This is a genomic window from Cupriavidus sp. MEYA8, from assembly GCF_059278825.1.
Window position 1 is genome coordinate 2,349,456 of sequence record NZ_CM181222.1, and the last position, 20,109, is coordinate 2,369,564.

General features: G+C 68.4%; 17 protein-coding genes. 13 read left to right on the top strand and 4 right to left on the bottom strand.

All coding sequences use genetic code 11. The features are described from left to right. Positions 1 to 62 precede the first annotated feature (62 nt). The 3 genes from AC5WJ1_RS27665 (at position 63) to AC5WJ1_RS27675 (ending at position 3,403) form a co-directional block, all read left to right on the top strand. Positions 63 to 1,019, top strand: coding sequence for a LysR family transcriptional regulator (locus AC5WJ1_RS27665; RefSeq protein WP_133094712.1), 957 nt, complete (start codon positions 63 to 65; stop codon positions 1,017 to 1,019). Between the two features lie 130 nt (positions 1,020 to 1,149). Continuing rightward, positions 1,150 to 1,674: a 2-oxo-4-hydroxy-4-carboxy-5-ureidoimidazoline decarboxylase gene (uraD, locus tag AC5WJ1_RS27670; protein WP_135702638.1), complete on the top strand. Its 525-nt coding sequence runs from the start codon at positions 1,150 to 1,152 to the stop codon at positions 1,672 to 1,674. 349 nt (positions 1,675 to 2,023) lie between these two features. Beyond that, positions 2,024 to 3,403: an MFS transporter gene (locus tag AC5WJ1_RS27675; protein WP_135702636.1), complete on the top strand. Its 1,380-nt coding sequence runs from the start codon at positions 2,024 to 2,026 to the stop codon at positions 3,401 to 3,403. Between the two features lie 90 nt (positions 3,404 to 3,493). Here the strand turns inward: AC5WJ1_RS27675 and AC5WJ1_RS27680 are convergent, their stop codons facing one another. Further along, on the bottom strand, positions 3,494 to 3,886 hold the full coding sequence (locus tag AC5WJ1_RS27680; protein ID WP_135702634.1) for a hypothetical protein: 393 nt from the start codon (positions 3,884 to 3,886) through the stop codon (positions 3,494 to 3,496). A gap of 318 nt (positions 3,887 to 4,204) precedes the next feature. Here AC5WJ1_RS27680 and AC5WJ1_RS27685 point away from each other — a divergent pair, with 318 nt between their 5' ends. The 3 genes from AC5WJ1_RS27685 (at position 4,205) to AC5WJ1_RS27695 (ending at position 7,870) form a co-directional block, all read left to right on the top strand. Further along, complete coding sequence (locus AC5WJ1_RS27685; RefSeq protein ID WP_494476786.1) at positions 4,205 to 4,768, top strand: MarR family winged helix-turn-helix transcriptional regulator; 564 nt, start codon at positions 4,205 to 4,207, stop codon at positions 4,766 to 4,768. A 152-nt stretch (positions 4,769 to 4,920) separates the two neighbouring features. Then, on the top strand, positions 4,921 to 5,856 hold the full coding sequence (locus tag AC5WJ1_RS27690) for an AraC family transcriptional regulator (protein ID WP_135703936.1): 936 nt from the start codon (positions 4,921 to 4,923) through the stop codon (positions 5,854 to 5,856). A gap of 229 nt (positions 5,857 to 6,085) precedes the next feature. After that, positions 6,086 to 7,870, top strand: coding sequence for an acyl-CoA dehydrogenase (locus AC5WJ1_RS27695; protein ID WP_434034041.1), 1,785 nt, complete (start codon positions 6,086 to 6,088; stop codon positions 7,868 to 7,870). Between the two features lie 79 nt (positions 7,871 to 7,949). Here the strand turns inward: AC5WJ1_RS27695 and ampC are convergent, their stop codons facing one another. Continuing rightward, positions 7,950 to 9,134: a class C beta-lactamase gene (gene ampC / locus AC5WJ1_RS27700; protein WP_494476787.1), complete on the bottom strand. Its 1,185-nt coding sequence runs from the start codon at positions 9,132 to 9,134 to the stop codon at positions 7,950 to 7,952. Between the two features lie 101 nt (positions 9,135 to 9,235). Further along, positions 9,236 to 10,087 carry an IclR family transcriptional regulator gene (locus AC5WJ1_RS27705; protein ID WP_133093174.1) on the bottom strand — a complete coding sequence of 284 codons (852 nt, stop codon included), beginning with the start codon at positions 10,085 to 10,087 and terminating at the stop codon, positions 9,236 to 9,238. Positions 10,088 to 10,231: 144 nt separating this feature from the next. Between AC5WJ1_RS27705 and AC5WJ1_RS27710 the strand changes: the two genes are divergently transcribed. The 3 genes from AC5WJ1_RS27710 (at position 10,232) to AC5WJ1_RS27720 (ending at position 14,346) form a co-directional block, all read left to right on the top strand. Then, a complete protein-coding gene (locus AC5WJ1_RS27710) occupies positions 10,232 to 11,230 on the top strand; it encodes a Bug family tripartite tricarboxylate transporter substrate binding protein (RefSeq protein WP_434034043.1) in 999 nt (332 codons plus the stop codon). Positions 11,231 to 11,294: 64 nt separating this feature from the next. After that, positions 11,295 to 13,637: a cytochrome P450/oxidoreductase gene (locus tag AC5WJ1_RS27715; RefSeq protein WP_494476788.1), complete on the top strand. Its 2,343-nt coding sequence runs from the start codon at positions 11,295 to 11,297 to the stop codon at positions 13,635 to 13,637. 148 nt (positions 13,638 to 13,785) lie between these two features. Then, positions 13,786 to 14,346: a hypothetical protein gene (locus AC5WJ1_RS27720; RefSeq protein ID WP_135702622.1), complete on the top strand. Its 561-nt coding sequence runs from the start codon at positions 13,786 to 13,788 to the stop codon at positions 14,344 to 14,346. Positions 14,347 to 14,374: 28 nt separating this feature from the next. Here the strand turns inward: AC5WJ1_RS27720 and AC5WJ1_RS27725 are convergent, their stop codons facing one another. Then, entirely contained in the window at positions 14,375 to 15,280 is a 906-nt protein-coding gene (locus AC5WJ1_RS27725; RefSeq protein WP_135702620.1) for a LysR family transcriptional regulator, read from the bottom strand. A 204-nt stretch (positions 15,281 to 15,484) separates the two neighbouring features. On the opposite strand from AC5WJ1_RS27725, the gene AC5WJ1_RS27730 reads away from it, so the two are divergent. The 4 genes from AC5WJ1_RS27730 to AC5WJ1_RS27745 are packed head-to-tail and all read left to right on the top strand — an operon-like array spanning position 15,485 to position 20,064. Continuing rightward, positions 15,485 to 17,458, top strand: coding sequence for an FUSC family protein (locus AC5WJ1_RS27730; RefSeq protein ID WP_494476789.1), 1,974 nt, complete (start codon positions 15,485 to 15,487; stop codon positions 17,456 to 17,458). Positions 17,459 to 17,486: 28 nt separating this feature from the next. Further along, on the top strand, positions 17,487 to 17,705 hold the full coding sequence (locus AC5WJ1_RS27735; RefSeq protein WP_135702616.1) for a DUF1656 domain-containing protein: 219 nt from the start codon (positions 17,487 to 17,489) through the stop codon (positions 17,703 to 17,705). Next, positions 17,702 to 18,592 (top strand): efflux RND transporter periplasmic adaptor subunit, encoded by an 891-nt coding sequence (locus tag AC5WJ1_RS27740; protein WP_494476790.1) that lies wholly within the window; start codon positions 17,702 to 17,704, stop codon positions 18,590 to 18,592. Before AC5WJ1_RS27735 ends, AC5WJ1_RS27740 begins: the two co-directional genes overlap by 4 nt. Further along, positions 18,589 to 20,064, top strand: coding sequence for an efflux transporter outer membrane subunit (locus tag AC5WJ1_RS27745; RefSeq protein WP_494476791.1), 1,476 nt, complete (start codon positions 18,589 to 18,591; stop codon positions 20,062 to 20,064). Before AC5WJ1_RS27740 ends, AC5WJ1_RS27745 begins: the two co-directional genes overlap by 4 nt. Positions 20,065 to 20,109 lie beyond the last annotated feature (45 nt).

Here is a 20,109-nt window from a genome sequence, read left to right on the forward strand (position 1 = left end):
TGCGACGGTTGCGCCGCCGGCTGCCCGCGCCTACTTACCGACCAGAACGCCCGAGACTCCGCATGATCCGCGCCGACGACCCCTTTGATACCTACCTGCTGCGCGTGCTGTGCATCCTGATTGCCGAGCAGAGCGTCTCGCGCACCGCCATCCGCCTGAACCAGTCGCAGCCGGCCATCAGCTCGGCGCTCAAGCGGCTGCGCGCAATCTTCAACGACCCGCTGCTCACGCGTGAGAAGAACGTGATGGTGCCGACCGAGCGCGCCCTGCAGATCGCCCGCAACGCGCAGGCGGCGCTGAGCGCGCTGGACAACCTGCTGGTGTCGGACGACCGCTTCGACCCCGCCACCACCGAGCAGAGCTTTACCGTAGCCATGCCGGACTACCTCGCGCCGCCGTTCTTTGCCCACGTGGTGCGGGAGTTCCGCCGCGTGGCGCCGCACGCGCGGCTCGCGGCGATTCCGCTGACCGCCACTTTCGACTATGAGCAGGCGCTGTCCGAGGGCGCCATCGATATCGTGATCGGCAACTGGCCCAATCCGCCGGAACACCTGCACCTGTCGGTATTGCTGGAAGACGAAGTGGTCTGCATGGTGGCGCGGGACAGCGTGCATAACCAGCCGGGCAAGTTCACCGCGCAGGCCTACCTGGGCGCTGCGCATATCGTGCCCACGCCCTACTCGCGCGACCAGCGCGGGCTGGTCGACACGGGCCTGAGCACAATGCGCGTGCACCGCGACAACCGCGTGAGCTGCCCCTACTTCAACCTCGCGCCGAGCCTGATCCCGGATACTGACCTGATCCTGACCACGGGCCGCCACTTTGCCAACTATCACGCGCAGCACGTGCCGGTGGCGGTGCTCAGGCCGCCGATCGAGTTCCCGTTCATGCGCTTCTACCAGCTGTGGCATCCCGCGCGCCACCGCTCGGCCGCGCATGCGTGGCTGCGCGGCATGCTGACGGCGGCGTCGCAGGCGCTGCGTGACCTGCGTGACCTGGGCGCTGCCGGACGCGCCTAGCGGTATCGGATTCTGTTATGCGTCCTATACGGCCGGGCCCCTCGCCGCGGCCATGCCTGCTTTCTATACTCGGCCCGTATTCGGTTTCCATGCCCGGCCCACTGCGGCGGGCCTTACGGGAGAGCAGTCCATGTCACAGTCACTCGATCTGGCGCCGGTCAATGCGCTGGACCAGTCCGGCTTTACGCAAGCGTTCGGCAGTGTGTTCGAACATTTTCCGCTGGCCGCCGAACGCGCCTGGGCGCAGCGGCCCTTTGCCTCGGCCAGCGCGCTGCACGATGCGATGATGGATGTCATCCGCAAGCTGGATGCGAAAGCCCAGTGCGATTTCCTGAACCTGCACCCGATGCTGTCCGCCGGCAATATCCGCTCCGGCACCATGACGGCGGATTCCAATGCCGAGCAGAAGAGCGCGGGGCTGGACGCGATGTCGGCGCAGCAGGAAGCCACGCTCGACCGCATGAATGCCGCTTACCACGCGCGGCACGGCTTTCCGTTCATCATCTGCGTGCGGCACTACACGCGCGACGGCATCTTCGCCGCGCTGGAACGCCGTATCGACCGCAGCACGCAGCTGGAGCTGGACGAGGCGCTGGCGCAGATCGGCGCGATCACGCGCGGGCGGCTGCAGGCACGGCTCAGTACGCTGGCCTGAATGCCGTGACGGGTGCGGGACGCAGGCCATCAGGCGATCCAGGCCAGCCGCGCGTCCCGGCTTTCAGCGCTGCGCGCCGGGCCCTTGCAGGTGCGCGCATTGCATCAATCGGCGACCGGACCTATTGGCGTCCACCCGCATACCTTGATAAATCAACTTATTGACCGAATAACCGACAATTCCGCACTTTTTTACCGGAATTACCCTAGGTTTTCGTCTATATATAAGTAATGATCTTGACGTATAACCTCGCTTCAACCATATTCCGTCCAGCCCAGGCCGGGAGCCGGCTTCAAGGCCCTCGCCGCTTGTTGAGCATTCAAAAGAAGATTGGTGAAGGAGACATACAATGCAGCACATTGATGTACAAAAGCTGGCCGACAACGCCCGCTTTAACCGATTCCATGCGCGCGTCCTGGCCTGGTGCCTGCTGGTGATCATCATCGACGGCTATGACATCGCCGTTGCGGGTGCCGCGTTGCCTTCGATCATGAAGGAGATGGGCGTCACCGCGTCGACGGCCGGCTTCATGGCGAGCTCGGCGCTGTTCGGCATGATGTTCGGCGCCATCTTCCTGGGCGCCCTGTCAGACCGGATCGGCCGGCGCTGGACGATCTCGCTGTGCGTGTTCCTGTTCAGCGTGTTCACCGCGGCCGCAGGCCTGACCAGCGATCCGGTCACGTTCAGCGTGATGCGGTTTATCGCCGGCCTCGGCATCGGCGGCGTCATGCCGAATATCGTCGCGCAGATGACGGAATACTCGCCGCGCAGGATCCGCAGCTTCATGACCACGGTGATGTTCTCCGGCTACGCCATCGGCGGCATCCTGGCCGCGGTGATCGGCAAGCAGTTCATTGCCGGATTTGGCTGGCAGATCGTGTTCTTCGCGGCCGGCGTGCCGGTGCTCCTGATCCCGTTCATCCTGAAGACGATGCCGGAGTCGCTGTCGTTCCTGGTGTCGCGCCAGAACGAAAAGGACCTGCGCACCCTCGCGCAGCGCATCGACCCGCAACTGCGTCTGGATGCCGGCGCTACCTTCCGCGTACCGCAGCAGGACCGCGCCACCGGTGTGCCGGTGGCCCGCCTGTTCCAGGACGGGCGCGGCTTCAGCACGGTCATGTTCTGGATCGCCTTCTTCACCGGCCTGTTCATGGTCTATGCGCTCAGCACCTGGCTGACCAAGCTGATGGCGATGTCGGGCTACAGCCTGGGCTCGGCGCTCAGCTTCGTGATCGCGCTGAACGTGGGCGCGGTGGTCGGTGCGATCGGCGGCGGCTGGCTGGCCGACCGGTTCCATATCAAGTGGGTGCTGGTGGTGATGTACCTGCTGGGCGGCGGGTTCCTGTACCTGATGACGTTCAAGACCTCGACCGAGATGCTCTACCTGCTGATCGGCGCGGTGGGTGCCTGCACTACCGGCGCGCAAATCGTCGCCTATGCATATAGCGGCCAGTTCTATCCGGTGTCGATCCGTTCGACCGGCGTAGGCATGGCCTCGGGCATCGGACGGCTCGGCGCCATCGCGGCGCCGGTGCTGATCGGGCTGATCGTTTCGCTGCAGCTGCCGCTGGCGCAGAACTTCCTGGTCATCGGCGCCGCGGGGATCGTGGGTGCGCTGGCCCTGGCGTGCATCAACCATCGGCTGTCGGCATCGGCGCAGCATGCCGATGCGGCGGCAAGCGTGGCCCCGGCATCGGTGGTGCCGGGCGTGGCTGAAGCGCGAACCTGAGAAAGTCTTGCTGGCGAGCGGCGCGACGGTGCGCCGCTGGAAATAGAGGGCGGGCCCGGCACAATGCCAGGGCCCGCTTCTTCTTTGAGGTCAGTCGACCGCGTCGACGATAAAACGGCGGGTAATAGTTACGCCGGCCCGCACGCGGCGATGCCGGACCGCCCAGACGACCGCACGCATGGCCTTGCCACCGTGGGACTCGACCATGCGCGTACACCGCTCCAGCGCCGCATCGTCCGGGAAATAGCGAAGCTCGGCGGCACTGCCCAGGATCACCGCAATGTCCAGCGCGGATTGCTGGCGCATGGCCAGCGACAGCAGTCGGCTGAGGCGGCGTGTCACCGCATTGGCGTCGCCGGGCCATTGGCGCCTTGCCTCGGCCGGGATGGTCCGGGCCGCGGCGCGGATGCGATGGAGCATGTCGGCGATGCCCATTTCCGGTTGGGTGGACCGGTGGGTTCGCGCGGCTTGTGCCACTTCCATGTCTTGTGTTCCAGCGAGCCTTTGTAGCAAGAGTCCGGAGAATACTAGGTATGCGCCGGCTATACGTCAATATCATTACTCATATTTACTGAAATATCCGATACCAGGCCAGGTTCTGCCTGTCAAACGGCAGAAATAATAATCAAGATCCTTGCGCAAATGCAGAAGAAGAGGACGACAACACACATCCGGACCGATTGAGGTAGGACCAGGCCCGCGCCGCCCCACCCTTCGCCCCGCGCACGTGTGTGCTCCCCGCCGCCTTAGAATAGGCACACCCATGGCAAGCGCACGGCGCGCCAGTGTCCAACCCACACCATGACCAAACCAGATTCCACGTACGACCCGTCCGACGCATCCGTCCATAACCGGCTGTTCTTCCGGCTGTTCCAGGCCGGCAATACGCTGGACCGGCAGACCAGCAAGTCGCTCGGCATCACTACCGTGCAGTGGTCCGTGCTGGGGGCGCTGTCGCGGCCGCAGGTATCGGAAGGCATGTCGTTCTCCGAGCTGACGGAATACCTTGTGGTGAGCCGGCAAAGCCTCGATGGCGTGCTCAAGCGGCTGGAGCGGGAAAAGCATGTCCAGCGTGTGGCCGACACGGTGGACCGCCGCGCCAAGAAGGTTGTGCTGACGCCAAAGGGGCGGGAGTTCTGGAACGGCCTGCAACCCAGGATCTATGAGTTCTACCGCCAGGCACTGGCGAGTTTCGGCTTCGACGACAAGGTTTCGCTGGTCCATTTCCTGAACCAGCTCAACGCCGGCCTGGCCAGCGTACATATGGAGGCGGACCCGGCGCGCGCGCGCCGGAGGAACCGGCACGGTCCGCGTAGGACCGGCCACAGTCGCGACGCTCGACACGGCCAGCAACGACATCCGTAGCGCCGCCGACACCCGCCGGGCTATGACAAAATAAGCCACGCACCGCCCCGCTTCCGTACCGCCTTGCCCGTCCCGCGACATTGACCCAGTTCACCGCCACCGTCCCGATTTCACTGGTCAACGGCTTCCTGTCCGGTGCCGACCCTGCCGCCATGGCGCGGCTGGCGGAGCGCGCCGGGATCCCGCGTGGCCTGTTGCAGGCCCCCGCCGCGCGCGTGACCGAGGAACAGTTTTCCACGCTCTACCGCGAACTCGCGATGGAGCTGGACGACGAGATGCCCGGCATCTTCAGCCGGCCGCTGCGCAACGGCACGCTCAAGTTCCTGTGCCTGAGCCTGCTCGATGCGCCGCGGCTGGAGGTGGCGCTGCACCGCTTCGGCCAGTTCTTCCACCTGATCCTGGACGATTTCCGGCTCGAGTCCGGGCGCGAGGACGGCTTCGGCGAGGTCGTGCTGCAGGCCGACCCGGCCGGCCCCGGCGTCAGCGCGCTGGGCAGCGAGCTGATGCTCAAGCTGGTCCACGGCGTCGCCTCCTGGCTGATCGGCAAGCGCATCCCGCTGGCCCGGGTGGAGTTCGATTTCCCGCGGCCGCCGCGCGCCAGCGATTCGCTTTACCTGTTTCCCGGCCCCGTGCAGTTCGGCGGCCGCCAGACGCTGCTCAGGTTCGACCACGCCTACCTGGACATGCCGGTGCGCCGACGCAAGGCCGACCTGCAGAAGTTCCTGGCGCGCGCGCCGGAGGACTGGATCTTCGTCTCGTTCGAGGAACAGATGGTGTGCCACCATGTGCGCCAGTACCTGGCCGACTGCCTGCCGGCGACGCCGACCATCGAAGCGGTGGCGCAGGACCTGCACTTCTCCGTGCGCACGCTATGCCGGCGGCTTACCGCCGAGGGCACCACCTTCCAGGCGATCAAGGACGAGGTCCGCCGGGACATTGCCATCCAGCGGCTGACGCGCACCACGGACGCGATCGCGGAGATCGCCTTCGATATCGGCTTTGACAACCCGACCGCCTTCCATCGCGCCTTCCGCAACTGGACCGGCAGCACGCCCAAGGCCTACCGGACCATGCCCGCGAGCGCCTGACAAATCCTGCCACCCGGCCGGGGCCCGCCGGCCAGCGCGCATTCCCGCGCGCCGGTTTGCATAGGGCGGCAGGTTTCGTCAATGAATGGGCAGCTTTGGATAGCCGCGGCCGGCGCTTCCCGCGTTACGATCTCGTTAATCACCCATCACGGCCCGCATTGCGGCCAGGCGCCATGGCTTGCGCGCCACCCAGGAACAAAGACGTACTACGTACAGACAGGAGACATCCATGACCTACCGTGCCCCGCTCAAAGACATGCTGTTCGTGATGAACGAGCTCGCAGGTCTTGAAGCTGTCAGCCAGCTGCCCGGCTTCGAGGAAGCCACGCCGGAAACGGCCGGGGCCGTGCTCGACGAAGCCGCCAAGTTCAACGAACAGGTATTGGCGCCGCTCAACCGCACCGGCGACCTGGATCCGAGCAGCTGGAAGGATGGCGTGGTCACCACGACCCCCGGCTTCAAGGATGCCTTCCGCCAGTTCGGCGAAGGCGGCTGGCAAGGCGTGCTGCATCCGCAGGAATTTGGCGGCCAGGGCCTGCCCAAGCTGATTTCTACCGCCTGCATCGAAATGCTGAACAGCGCCAACCTGTCGTTCGCGCTGTGCCCGCTGCTGACCGACGGCGCCATCGAAGCGCTGCTGACCGCCGGCTCGGACGAACAGAAGGCCACCATCCTGCCCAGGCTGATCAGCGGCGAGTGGACCGGCACCATGAACCTGACCGAGCCGCAGGCGGGCTCGGACCTGGCCGCGGTGCGCACCCGCGCCGAGCCGCAGGGCGACGGCACCTACAAGGTCTTCGGCACCAAGATCTTCATCACCTACGGCGAGCACGACATGGCGAAGAACATCGTCCATCTGGTGCTGGCCCGCACGCCCGACGCGCCCGAAGGCGTCAAGGGCATCTCGCTGTTCATCGTGCCCAAGTACCTGGTCAACGCCGACGGCAGCCTGGGCGAGCGCAATGACGTGCACTGCGTGTCGATCGAACACAAGCTCGGCATCAAGGCCAGCCCGACCGCCGTGCTGCAGTTCGGCGACCACGGCGGCGCCATCGGCACGCTGGTGGGCGAAGAGAACCGTGGCCTGGAGTACATGTTCATCATGATGAACTCGGCCCGCTTCGCCGTTGGCATGCAGGGCGTCGCGGTGTCCGAGCGCGCCTACCAGCAGGCCGTGGCGTATGCGCGCGAGCGCGTGCAGAGCCGCCCGGTCGACGGCTCGGCGCGTGAAGGCGTCACCATCATCCATCACCCCGACGTCAAGCGCATGCTGATGACGATGCGCGCGCTGACCGAAGGCGCCCGCGCCGTCGCCTATGTGGCCGCGGCCGCCAGCGACACCGCGCACCAGCATCCGGACGCAGCCGTGCGCAAGCAGAACCAGGCGTTCTATGAATTCCTGGTGCCGGTGGTCAAGGGCTGGAGCACGGAGCTGTCGATCGACGTCACCAGCCTCGGCGTGCAGGTGCACGGCGGCATGGGCTTTATCGAGGAAACCGGCGCCGCGCAGCATTATCGCGACGCCCGCATCCTGCCGATCTACGAAGGCACCACGGCCATCCAGGCCAACGACCTGGTCGGCCGCAAGACCCTGCGCGACGGCGGCGCGGTGGCGCGCGCGATCTGCGCGCAGATCGCCGAGACCGAGGCCGCGCTGGGCAAGCATGGCGGCGCGGCCTTTACCGCGGTCCAGGCGCAGCTGGCCAATGGCCGCGCGGCGCTGGAAGCGGTGGTCGAGTTTGTGGTGGCCAATGCCAAGTCGGACCCGAATGCCGTGTTCGCCGGCAGCGTGCCGTACCTGAAGCTGTGCGGCATCGTGTTCTCGGGCTGGCAGCTGGGCCGGGCCATGCTGGCCGCGGATGCGAAGCGCGCCGAGGATCCGAACTTCCACGACGCCAAGATCGCCACGGCGCATTTCTTCGCACAGCACATCCTGTCGCAGGCAACGGCGCTGCGCGATGCCGTCGTCGGCGGTGCCGCGCCGGTCAATGCGTTGACGCCGGAGCAGTTCTGACCGCGCTTCAGCGCGTAGCGTAGTAGACACAGGCGGCCTTCGGGCCGCTTTTTTTATTGCGCGACTGGAGGTCGTTCCCCTAGCGCTTTGCTGCCAGCTCGCCGTCCAGCACTGTCAGGATGTGGTACGCGGCCTCCACCCGCGCCGGCACCGGCATGTTCTTGTTGCCGAGCATGACCAGTCCGATGCGCTTTGCCGGCACGAACACGACGTATGCGCCAAACCCGTTGGTCGACCCGGTCTTGTTGACCAGCACATCGGCGCCCGGCGCCTGCGGCGGCTCCAGCCTGTCGACCTTGTTGGCCTCGAACACCATCTGCGGCGAGCTGCCCGCCAGGATGGCGCTGACCGGCGTCGGATAGGCATACATCTCCCATCCCAGCCCCTGCACCATGCCGCCGACCTTGAAGTAGCCGGTACGCGTGGTGGCGATGGCGCGCTGCATCCTGCCGTCAAGCCCCGCCGGCGCCATGTTGGCCTCGACGAAGCGGATCATGTCGGCAGACGTGGTCTTCACGCCGTAGGCCTCGGAATCCAGCACGCCCGGCGTCACGCGCGCCGGCTTGTCGTCCTTGGTATAGCCCCACGCGTAGTCCGGCATCAGCGGCTTCGGCACCCGGATATAGGTGCGCTTCAGGCCGAACGCCGGAAACAGGGTCTTCTCCATCAGGTCGTCGAACGGCTCGCCCAGGCTGCGCGCGGCGAGGTAGCCGAACAGGCCGATGCTGGGGTTCGAGTAACGCCGGTGGGTACCGGCCGCGTACGCCGGTCGCCAGGCCTTGAAGTAATCGGTCATTGCCTGCGGGCTGTTGACCGTCTCCGGAAACTGCAGCGGCAGGCCGCCGGCCGCATAGGTGCCAAGGTCGAGCAGGCTGGTCGTGCCCAGCGCGCTGCCGGCAAGCGCAGGCAGGTACTTGCCGGCGGGATCCGACAGCGACATGAGACCGCGCGCCTGCGCGTAGCCCGCCAGCGTCGCCGTGAAGGTCTTGCTGACCGAGCCGATCTCGAACAGGGTCGACTCGGTGACAGGCTTGCCGCCCCGCTTCGCCGTCACGCCATAGTTGAAGAAGTACTGCTTGCCGCCGGCCGTCACCGCGATGGCCATGCCCGGCACGTTGTGCGCCTTCATCATCGGCGCGATCGCCTCGTTGACGGCGCGTTCGAGCTGGCGCGGGTCGGCCTTGTCGGCGGCGTACGTGGCTGGCGTGCACAGGAGGCCGCCGGCGGCAAGCGCCGCGAGGCGCGTGGGGGCAAGGGTCTTCATGTCAGGCAGTGGCAGGAATGTCGGCAATCCGCGAGGAATATACGCGTTTGAGCGCGGACCGCACAATGCCGTGCAGGCTGGTCCGGCGCTTAAGCCGGACGTTAGGACGCCGCTTCGGGGTTGAAGCCGAGCGCGGCGCTGACCACGCGGGCCTCGTGCCGCACGGCGGTGCCGACCGGCCCGTCGATCGACGGATCGAAGCCGCCGGTGGCGCCCAGCGCTGTCAGCACCGCGCACACGCGGCCGGTGTAGTCGCGTACCGGCGCGGCCACGGCGCTGATGCCGGTCAGGTTGGTGTCGCGCACCCAGGCGCAGTCGTCGGCCTGCACGGCGCGGCGCAGCGCGCCGATCGGGTCGTCCCGGTCGAGCGATGCCAGCCGCGCCGGGCTAGCCTCTGCCAGTTCTTCCGCCGCTTGCGCCTGCACCCGGGTTTCGTCGAGCAGGCCCAGGAATACGCGCCCGGTGGCTGACCACAGCAGCGGCATCACCGACCCCGCGCGCACGTTCACCGTGACCGGCAAGCCCGGTTCTTCAAAACGCATGATGGTCGGGCCCTTGTTGCCCATCACCGCGACAAAGCACGTCACTTCCAGCGCCTCGCGCAGCCGCACCAGCGAGGCTTCGGCCAGCCGGATCGGGTCGGCCTGGCGCATCGCCGCCATGCCGATCTGCAGCGCCTCGTAGCCCAGGTGGTACTGCTGCGTGCCGGATTCCTGCGCAACCAGCCCCTCTTCCAGCAGGCTGACCAGGTAGCGATGCACCTTGGCCGGGCTTTCGTCGATATGCGCGGCCAGCGCGGTCAGGCTGGCGCGCCCGCCCAGTCTGGCCAGCCCCTTGAGCACCGCCATGCCCGTGACAGCGGACTGCACGCGCTGGCGGCGCTCCCGTGCGCGGGGCGAGGCGGCGTCGGCAGGCGTTTCGGGGGCGGCGGGCTTGGAGCGGGATGCGGGCATGGCAGTGGTGTTGGCATAGGCAGGCGATTAGGCCACGCCTCGTCTGGCGGCGGTAGGGCGGTCGCTTGCAGGTTAACCCTCATTCAATGATTACGCAATGCGTATAAGATTTACGCAAAACAGAAATTCATCGGAGACAACCACATGCCCCGCCCCCTGCTGCCGCGCCTGGCTATCGCCGCTTTCGGCGCGCTCGTCCTGCCCCTGCTGTCCACGCTGCCGGCGCACGCCGCCGACAGCTACCCGGCCAAGCCGATCCGCTGGATCGTGCCGTACGCCGCCGGCGGCGGCTCCGACTTCCTCGCGCGCACCATCGGCCAGGGCCTGTCGGCCAAGGTCGGGCAGCCGGTCGTGGTGGACAACAAGCCCGGCGGCAACACGGCGATCGGCGCGGCCGAGACGGCGCGCTCGGCCGCAGACGGCTATACCGTGCTGTCCGCCGACAACGGCACACTGGTGTTCAACCCGGTCCTGTACAAGACGCTTTCCTACCACCCGGGCAAGGACCTCGCGCCGGTCACGCTGCTGGGCCGCTTCCCGATGATCCTGGTGGTCGGCGCCAACAGCCCGGTGAAAAGCGCCAGGGAATTCATCGCGCAGGCGAAGTCCACGCAAGGCGGCGTCAACTATGGCTCCGCCGGCGCCGGCAGCCCGCACCACCTGGCGATGGAACTGCTGAAGGTCGAAGCCGGTGGCCTGCCGATGACGCACGCGCCGTACCGCGGCGCCGCGCCCGCGCTGTCCGACGTGGCCGCCGGCCAGGTCGCCGCGATGATGGTGGACTACGCCGCCGGCGCCGGCTTTATCAAGGGCGGCAAGGTGCGGCCGCTGGCAGTGGCCAATGCCACCCGGCTGCCGCAGCTGCCCGACGTGCCGACCTTCGCCGAACTGGGCTATCCGCGCGTCGAAGCTGCCGCGCTGGTCGGCATGGTGGTGCCGGCCGCCACGCCGCCGGAGGTCATCAACACGCTGAACAAGGACGTGGTCGCGGCGATCCGCGAGCCGGCGGTGAACAAGCGGCTGGTGGACTTCGGCGTGGAGCCGGTGGGCAATACGCCGGCGCAGTTCAGCGAACTGCTGCGCACCGAGTCGGCACGCTGGACCAGGCTGATCCGCGACCTGAAGATCACGCTGGACAACTGAGCGGGTATCGTTTTGAGGCCGTCCGGCCCGCCCGGACGGCAATGTTTTTGCAGGAGTACGCAGCATGGCCACCCCCTCCCCCGGCACCGCGCGCGGCGGCTGTCCCGTCGACCATTCCGCCTTCACCGCCCCCAATGGCTGCCCGGTCAGCCACAAGGCGGCTGAGTTCGATCCGTTCGGCGACGGCTACCAGCAGGATCCGCCCGAATACGTGCGCTGGTCGCGCGAGCAGGAACCGGTGTTCTACAGCCCCAAACTGGGCTACTGGGTGGTCACGCGCTACGACGACATCAAGGCGATCTTCCGCGACAACATCACCTTCAGCCCGTCGATCGCGCTGGAGAAGATCACGCCCACCGGCGATGAAGCCAACGCGGTGCTGGCCTCGTACGGCTATGCCATGAACCGCACGCTGGTCAACGAGGACGAGCCGGCCCACATGCCGCGCCGGCGCGCGCTGATGGATCCGTTCACGCCTGCCGAGCTGGCGCATCACGAGCCGATGGTGCGGCGCCTGGCGCGCGAATACGTCGACCAATTTATCGACGACGGCCGCGCCGACCTGGTCGACCAGATGCTGTGGGAAGTGCCGCTGACGGTGGCACTGCATTTCCTCGGCGTGCCCGAAGAAGACATGGACCTGCTGCGCCAGTACTCCATTGCCCATACCGTCAACACGTGGGGACGGCCCCGGCCAGATGAACAGGTCGCGGTCGCGCATGCGGTCGGCAACTTCTGGCAGCTGGCGGGGCGCATCCTCGACAAGATGCGCGAGGACCCGTCGGGTCCGGGCTGGATGCAGTACGGCCTGCGCAAGCAGAAGGCACTGCCCGAGGTCGTCACCGACTCCTACCTGCATTCGATGATGATGGCCGGCATCGTCGCCGCGCACGAGACCACCGCCAATGCCTCGGCCAACGCGATCAAGCTGCTGCTGCAGCATCCCGACACATGGCGTGAGATCTGCGAGGATCCGTCGCTGATCCCCAACGCGGTGGAAGAATGCCTGCGCCACAACGGCTCGGTGGCGGCGTGGCGCCGGCTGGTCACGCGCGATACGGAGGTAGGCGGCATCAGCCTGGCCACCGGCAGCAAGCTGCTGATCGTGACCTCTTCGGCCAACCATGACGAGCGCCACTTCGCCGATGCCGACCTGTTCGACATCCGCCGCGACAACGCCAGCGAGCAGCTGACCTTCGGCTACGGCTCGCACCAGTGCATGGGCAAGAACCTGGCGCGCATGGAGATGCAGATCTTCCTGGAAGAGCTGACGCGCCGGCTCCCGCATATGCGGCTGGCGGAACAGTCCTTCACCTACGTGCCCAACACGTCGTTCCGCGGCCCCGAGCACCTGCTGGTCGAATGGGACCCGGCGCAGAACCCGGAGCGCCGCGACCCCGCGCTGCTGGCGCAGCGCCAGCCCGTGCGCATCGGCGAGCCGTCGGCGCACACCAGCGCGCGCACCGTGGTGGTGGAAAGCATCGCCCCCGCCGCCGCCGGCGTGGTACGGCTGCGGCTGGCGGCGCCGGACGGCAAGCCGCTGCCGCGCTGGGCACCGGGCTCGCATATCGACGTGGAGTGTGGCGATACCGGGCTGTCGCGTCAGTATTCGCTGTGCGGCGACCCCGACGATGCCGCCGCGCTGGAAATCGCCGTGCTGCGCGAGCCCGACAGCCGCGGCGGCTCGGCCTGGGTGCACGGCAGCGTTACGGCGGGCGACCGCTTGCGCATCCGCGGCCCGCGCAACCATTTCCGCTTCGACGAGGGCTGCGCGCGCGCCATCTTCATCGCCGGCGGCATCGGCATCACGCCGGTCAGCGCGATGGCGCGCCGCGCGCGCCAGCTCGGCATCGATTACGAGATCCATTACTGCGGCCGTTCGCGCGGCTCGATGGCGATGCTGGACGCGCTGCAGGCCCTGCATGGCGAGCGCCTGCATGTCTACGCCGGCGACGAAGGCCGCCGCGCCGACTTCGCCGCCATGCTGGCCACGCCGCAGCCGCGCACCCACGTCTACGCCTGCGGCCCGCAACGGCTGCTCGATGCGCTCGCCGATGCCTGCGCGGCGTGGCCGGAGGACGCGCTGCGGGTCGAGCATTTCGTGTCGCGGCTGGGCACGCTGGACGCGTCGAAGGAACAGCCTTTCACCGTCGAGCTGAAGGACTCCGGACTGGTCATGGAGGTGCCCGCCGGCCAGACCCTGCTGGCGGCGCTGCGCGGCGCCAATATCGACGTGCAGAGCGATTGCGAGGAAGGCCTGTGCGGCTCGTGCGAAGTGCGCGTGCTGGCCGGCCAGGTCGATCACCGCGACGTGGTCCTGACCCGCACCGAACGCGATGCCAACGACCGGATGATGGCGTGCTGCTCGCGTGCGGCCGGCGGATGCCGGCTGGTGCTGGAGCTGTGACGGCGGCGACCGCATCGGCACAAAGTGCTTCCGACAGCCCGTCGCACGACGCCAACGCCGTGGCGCGTAGGACAATGCCTGACAACGGCAACAGGGGGCAGGGGCTAAAGTAGCAGGCTACAAAAAAACTAACCCACCCTGCCCCTTTATGCGCTTTACCCCAGCCGCCTCGACGGCGACGCCCCACCGCTCCCTGCCGGTCCTTGTTTCCGTGGCCGCCGCGTTGGCCACATTCTTGGCCACATCCCTGGCCGCCACCGCCGCGCCGGCAGCGCCGCCGGTGGAGGGCCAGCAGCTTTCCGGCCTCGCCACCCTGCTGCTCGGCACCGTGCGCGGCAAGCCGACCGGCATGACCGGCGTCACGCGGCTGACGGCCGGCAATGCCGACCGCGAATTGCGGATGGCCTGCCAGGAGCTGATGCGCGCCGGCCCGCTGGACCTGGACGACACCACGCGCTTCGAGGGCTGCGTGACCCGGCCTGGCAAGATCGTCGAGTTCCAGCTCAAGGTGTCGGGCGTGGATGCCACGCGCGACGGCACGCGCGAATACATGGCCTCGGCCAAGCCGATCCTTGAGCGCGGCATCTGCCGCAATCCGGACGTGCCGGTGCTGGGCAAGCTTGGCGTGACGCTGCTGTACCACTACACCGCGGGGCGGCAGTCGCTGGTGCGGCTGAATATCGCGCCGGACCAGTGCCGGCGCAAATAGGCGCGCACTGAGGCACACACTGGCGCCGCTACCGCTTTCCTCCTTCCCCGAGGACTTCATCGCAGACCGCCAGCCACGCGCGCGCCGCGTGCGACAGGTAGCGTCCCGGCGACCAGATGTGCGCCATGGTCCAGTCCATCGCCGGTTCAGTCAGGCGCGCCATGGCGAGCGTGTCCTGGCCCTGCAGCCGCTCGGCGAGCGGCTGCGGCAGGAAGGTGGTGCCAAGTCCTGCCGCCGCCATCGACGCCAGGAAATCCCAGTGGCCGCTGCGCGCCACGATGCGCGGCTCGATGCGCGCTTCCACAAAGGCCTGTTTGAGCTTGCGCGTCAGCGAAAAGTCGTCGGTCAGCATCACCAGCGGCTCGTCGCGCAGCGCGCCCAGCGTGACCGTGCGCCCGCGCGCCCACTTCGCCTTGCGCGGCCCGACCGCCCAGATCGGGTGCCGGCCGAACTGCCTTGTCTCCAGCGCGAGGCCGCTGTCTCCGGGCAGCACCGTGGCGCCGACCTCCAGTTCGCCGCTGGCGACCAGTTGCTCGACCACCTGCCCGCCGTGCTCGTCCAGCGTCAGCTGCAGGTTGGGATAGCGCTGCCGGAACGCGCTGACCGCCGGCGAAAAAAACAGGTTGACCATCGGCGGGATGCCGACCGTCAGCTGTCCGCGGCCCAGCGATGACAGGTCGGCCACCTCCAGCGTCAGCCGGTGGACCACGCCGAGCGCTTCCTGCCCGCGTTCGTAGACCACGCGCCCCACGTCGGTCAGGCGCACGCTCTTGCCTTCGCGGATCAGCAGCGGCTGCCCGACCTCGTCCTCGAGCTGCTTCACCATCTTGCTGATGGTCGACTGGGTGACGAACAGCGAACCCGCCGCCTGCGTGAAGCTGTGCAGGCGCGCGGTCTCGACGAAATAGCGCAGCGCGCGGATATCGATAGGCATGTGGATCTGAGGCTGGACCGTGGCGGCACCGCATCCATGAACAAAGCGAATGGTGAAGCCAATATTAAATCATGAATGGAATGCCAAGGGTTTGGCTACACTTCGCTTCCACACATCGCCCCTGCCCGACTGCGCCGCCATGAAGCGTGGAGTGGCAGGCGGCGCTGCGCGCCCCCAAACTCCTTGTCTTCAAGACCCTGTTCCATGGCTAGCTGGCCGAATGCACGACAGTGGCTGTTCTCGCTGAAGGCATTCGCCGCCGCGATGCTGGCGCTCTATATCGCCCTGTCGCTGGGCCTGCCGCGTCCGTACTGGGCCATGGCCACGGTGTATTTCGTCTCGCATCCGCTGACCGGCGCGACCCGCTCCAAGGCAGCGTACCGCGTCGCCGGCACGGTGCTCGGCGCGACGGCCGCGGTCGCGACGGTGCCGCAGCTGGTCAACATGCCGATCGTGCTGATGGGGGCGATCGCACTGTGGATCACCGTGCTGGTGTACCTGTCGCTGCTGCAGCGCTCGCCGCGCAGCTATGTGTTCCTGCTGGCGGCGTACACGCTGCCGATCGTGGCACTGCCGGCGGTCAGCCAGCCGGCGGCGATCTTCGATATTGCCGTGGCGCGCCTCGAGGAGATCGTGATCGGTATTGCCTGCGCCGGGCTGGTCGGATCGATCGTATTCCCGGCCAAGGTAGCCCCCGCGCTGCGCCAGCGTGCGCAGAGCTGGCTTGCCGACGCCAGCGGCTGGGCCGCGGCGATCCTGCGCGGCAGCCCCGGCGCCGACGACGGCCGCCATCGGCTTGCCAGCGACATCCTGGCGCTGGACCAGCTGATCGCCCAGCTCGCCTATGACACCGAAGGCAGCCGCACGCTGCGCCATGCGCGCGCGCTGCGCCAGCGCATGACCATGCTGATGCCGTTGCTGTCGTCGCTGGAAAGCGTGCTGCAGGCGCTGCGCGGCCTGCCCGGCGGCCTGCCGGCGACGCTGCGGCAGGCACTGGATGCGACCGCCGCCTGGCTGGACAGCGGTGCCGCGCAGCCGGCTCCGCCGCTGCACAGCGACTGGCGCCTGTACGGCGCGGACGAAGACTGGCCGGCGCGGCTCGCCACGACCGCCGTCGACCAGTTGCAACGCCTGTGCGCGTTGTACGCGGAATGCCTGGCGCTGCAACGTGGCATCGGCGAGCGCGGCCCCGAGGCGCTGTCCGCCGGCAGCCAGCCGGCACCAGATAGTACCGGCCGTCACCATGACCACGGCATGCTGCTGTTCGGCGCCGCGTCCAGCGGGCTGGCGGTGTTCTGTGCCGGATTGCTGTGGATTTTCTCGGGCTGGGAAGACGGCGCCGGCGCGGTGGCGGTGGCGTCGATCGCGTGCTGCTTCTTTGCCGCCATCGACGAACCGCGCCGCATGGCTGCACCCTTCCTGCGCTGGAGCCTGGTGTGCCTGCTGGTGGCCTCGGGCTACCTCTTCGTGGTGGTCCCGCACGCGCATACCTTCGAGGTGCTGGCGGCGATGCTGGCGCTGCCCTACCTCGGCATCGGCCTGCTGGTGGCGCGGCCGGGCTTCCAGCTGATCGCGATGCTGCTGTCGGTCAACACCGCCTCGTTCGCCAATGTGCAGGCAGTCTTCGACGCGGATTTCCTCGGCACCTTCAATGCCTGCCTGGCGAGTGCCGCCTCGATGCTGTTCGCACCGCTGTGGGCGATGGCGGTGCGCCCGTTCGGCGCGCGCGCGGCAGCGCACCGGCTGGTGCGCGCGAGCTGGCAGGACCTGGCGCGGGCGGCCACGCTGCGCGCGGCTGATGGCGACGCAGGGCTCGGCGCACGCATGCTCGACCGGCTCGGCCAGCTGGTGCCGCGCCTGGGGGTCGCTGGCGACCCGCTCTCTGCCGACGGCTTCCATGCGCTGCAGGTCGGCTATTGCGCGCTGGCGCTGCACAAGGCGCTGCCGAACCTCCCGCTTGCGGCACGCAAGCCGGTGCGCCGGGTGCTGGCGGCAGTCGCGCGGCATTACCGGTCACGGCTGCGCAGCGGCCATGCCGTGGCGGCGCCGGCGGCGCTGCAGCGCTGGGTCGCCGATGCCATCGCCGCGCTGCCACGCCAGGACAGCGGTGCGCTGGGCGCGCTGGTGGTGCTGCAGGTAACGCTGCAGCCCGCGTGCCCGCCGGCGCGCGCAGCCTGATCCCACTCATCGCTCTTGCCGCTCCCCGATGCTCAGTGAAATCGATCTCTATGGCGTGTTCGTGCCAGGCGTGCTGGTGCTGATGGTGCTGGCCTTCGCCGTCGCCACCGCGATCCGCATGGCGCTGGCGTCGCTGGGCTGCTACCGGCATATCTGGCACCGCTCGCTGTTCAACCTTTCCCTCTATGTGATCGTCCTGGGCGCCGTGGCGGCAGTCTTCGCCGCGGTGCCGGGACTGCCGTCATGAAACTCCGACTCCGCCCCCTGCTTCCCTTGCTGCCGACGCTGCTGGCCGTGCTGGCCGCCGTGCTGGTGCTGCGCCACCTGTGGGACTACTACACGGCCGCCCCGTGGACCCGCGACGGCCATGTGCGCGCCGATATCGTCCAGGTCGCGCCCGACGTTTCCGGGCTGGTCACGCGCGTGCTGGTGCGCGACAACCAGTACGTGCAGCGCGGCGAGGTGCTGTTCGAGATCGACCGCGACCGCTACGTGCTGGCGCTGCAGCAGTCGCTGGCCACCGCCGCCACGCTGCGCGCGACGCTGGCCCAGGCGCGGCGCGAAGCCACGCGCAACCGGGCGCTCGACGGGCTGGTGGCGGGCGAAGTCGCCGAACAGGGCCGCGCCCGCGTGGAGCAAGGCGAGGCCGCGCTGGCGCAGGCCGAGGCCACGGTGCGGCTGGCGCGGCTGAACCTGGAGCGCACCAGCGTGCGCAGCCCGGTGGCCGGCTACCTCAACGACCGCCTGCCGCGGCTGGGCGACTACGTCTCCACCGGCCGCCCGGTGCTGTCGATGGTCGACGCAGCGTCGTTCCATGTGGAAGGTTATTTCGAGGAAACCAGGCTGCACCGCATCCATATCGGCAGCCCGGTGGACGTCCATATCATGGGCGAGCCGCGGCACCTGCGCGGGCATGTGCAGAGCATCGCCGCCGGCATCGAGGACCGCGACCGCAGTGCCGGCTCGAACCTGCTGCCCAACGTCAACCCGACCTTCAACTGGGTTCGGCTGGCGCAGCGCGTGCCCGTGCGGATCGTGCTGGAAGACGTTCCGGCCGACGTCCGGCTGGTGTCGGGCCGCACCGCGACGGTGTCGGTGCGCGAACCCCGGCGCCAGGCGGCGGCGCGATCATGAGCGCGCGCCGTCGCTGGCTGGCGTGCGCGGCCGCGTGCCTGTGCGCCTGCACCACGGTAGGCCCGGACTACCGTGTGCCGGAGCACGCCGCAATCAAGGCGCCACAGGCCAACGGCGCGCTGCTGGGCGCCAATGCGCATGGCGTCGACATCGGCCCGGTCCCGGACGACTGGTGGCGCCTCTATGACGACGCGCGGCTCGACCAGCTGGTGCGGCAGGCGCTGGCGGCCAACACCGACATCCGCGCCGCCTCGGCCAACCTGCGGCGCGCGGTGGCGCTGCTGCATGAAGTCGAGTCCGAGAACCTGCCGCAAGGCGGCGTCGACGCCAGCGTGGCGCGCGCGCAGCTGTCGGCCCAGAGCTTCCTGCAGACGGTCAAGCCGCCGGTGTTCAACCTGGGCGATTTCGGCTTCGGCGTGTCTTACATGGTCGATTTCTTCGGCAAGCTGGCGCGTGCCGACGAGGCCGCGCTCGCCAGCGCCGAAGCCAGCGAAGCCACCCTCGACCTGGTGCGCGTCAGCGTTGCCGCGCAGACCGTGCGCGCCTACGTGCAGGGTTGCGCCGCCACTCATGAACTGGCCGTGGCCACGCAGCAGCTTGCGGTGCAGGAGCGAACACTGGACGCTACCCGCCGGCTGGTCGCCGCCGGCCGCGCGCAGCCGCCCCACGTGGCACGCGAACGCGCCCGCACGGAAGCGCTGCGCGCCGCCTTGCCGGCCTTCGCGGCGGAGCGCGCCGCCGCACATCACCGCCTGGCGCTGCTGCTGGGCAAGGCGCCGTCGGCGCTGGCGCCGGACGAGGTCGAGTGCCATGCCGAGCCGGAACTGCACGCGCCGCTGCCAGTAGGCGACGGTGCCGCGCTGCTGCGGCGCCGTCCCGATATCCGCCAGGCCGAGCGCGAACTGGCCGCGGCGACCGCGCGCATCGGCGTCGCCACCGCGGACCTGTATCCGTCGATCCGCATCGGCGCCAGCGCCGGCCTGACCGGCGTGCTCAGCGACCTCGGCAGCGGCCCGACGGCGCGCTGGAGCCTGGGTCCGCTGCTGAGCTGGTCGCTGCCGACCAACGGCGTGCGCCACCGCATCCACGGCCATGAGGCGGCCGCCGACGCCGCGCTGGCCCGCTTCGACGGCACAGTGCTGCGCGCGCTGCAGGAAACGGAGACGGCGCTGTCCGCCTATATCCGCGCGCTGGAGCGGCGCGAGGCGCTGCATGCCGCGCGCGAGCAGGCCGGCGAAGCCGCGTGCCAGCAGGTGCGGCTGCAGCAGGCCGGGCGCATCCCCTTCCTCGACCGCCTCGACGCCGAGCTGGCGCTGGCCGATGCCGAGGCCGCGCTGGCCGCGGCCGAAGCACAGGTGTCATACCGCCAGGTGGACCTGTTCCTCGCGTTGGGCGGCGGCTGGCAGGCCGGCCGCAAAGCCTCGCCAGGACCGTCGGAAGGCGCTTCGCATAACGATGAAAAAAGCGACTGACTTTTGTCCTTTTAAATCATCACCGGAATGGATCGGCGTGACTAC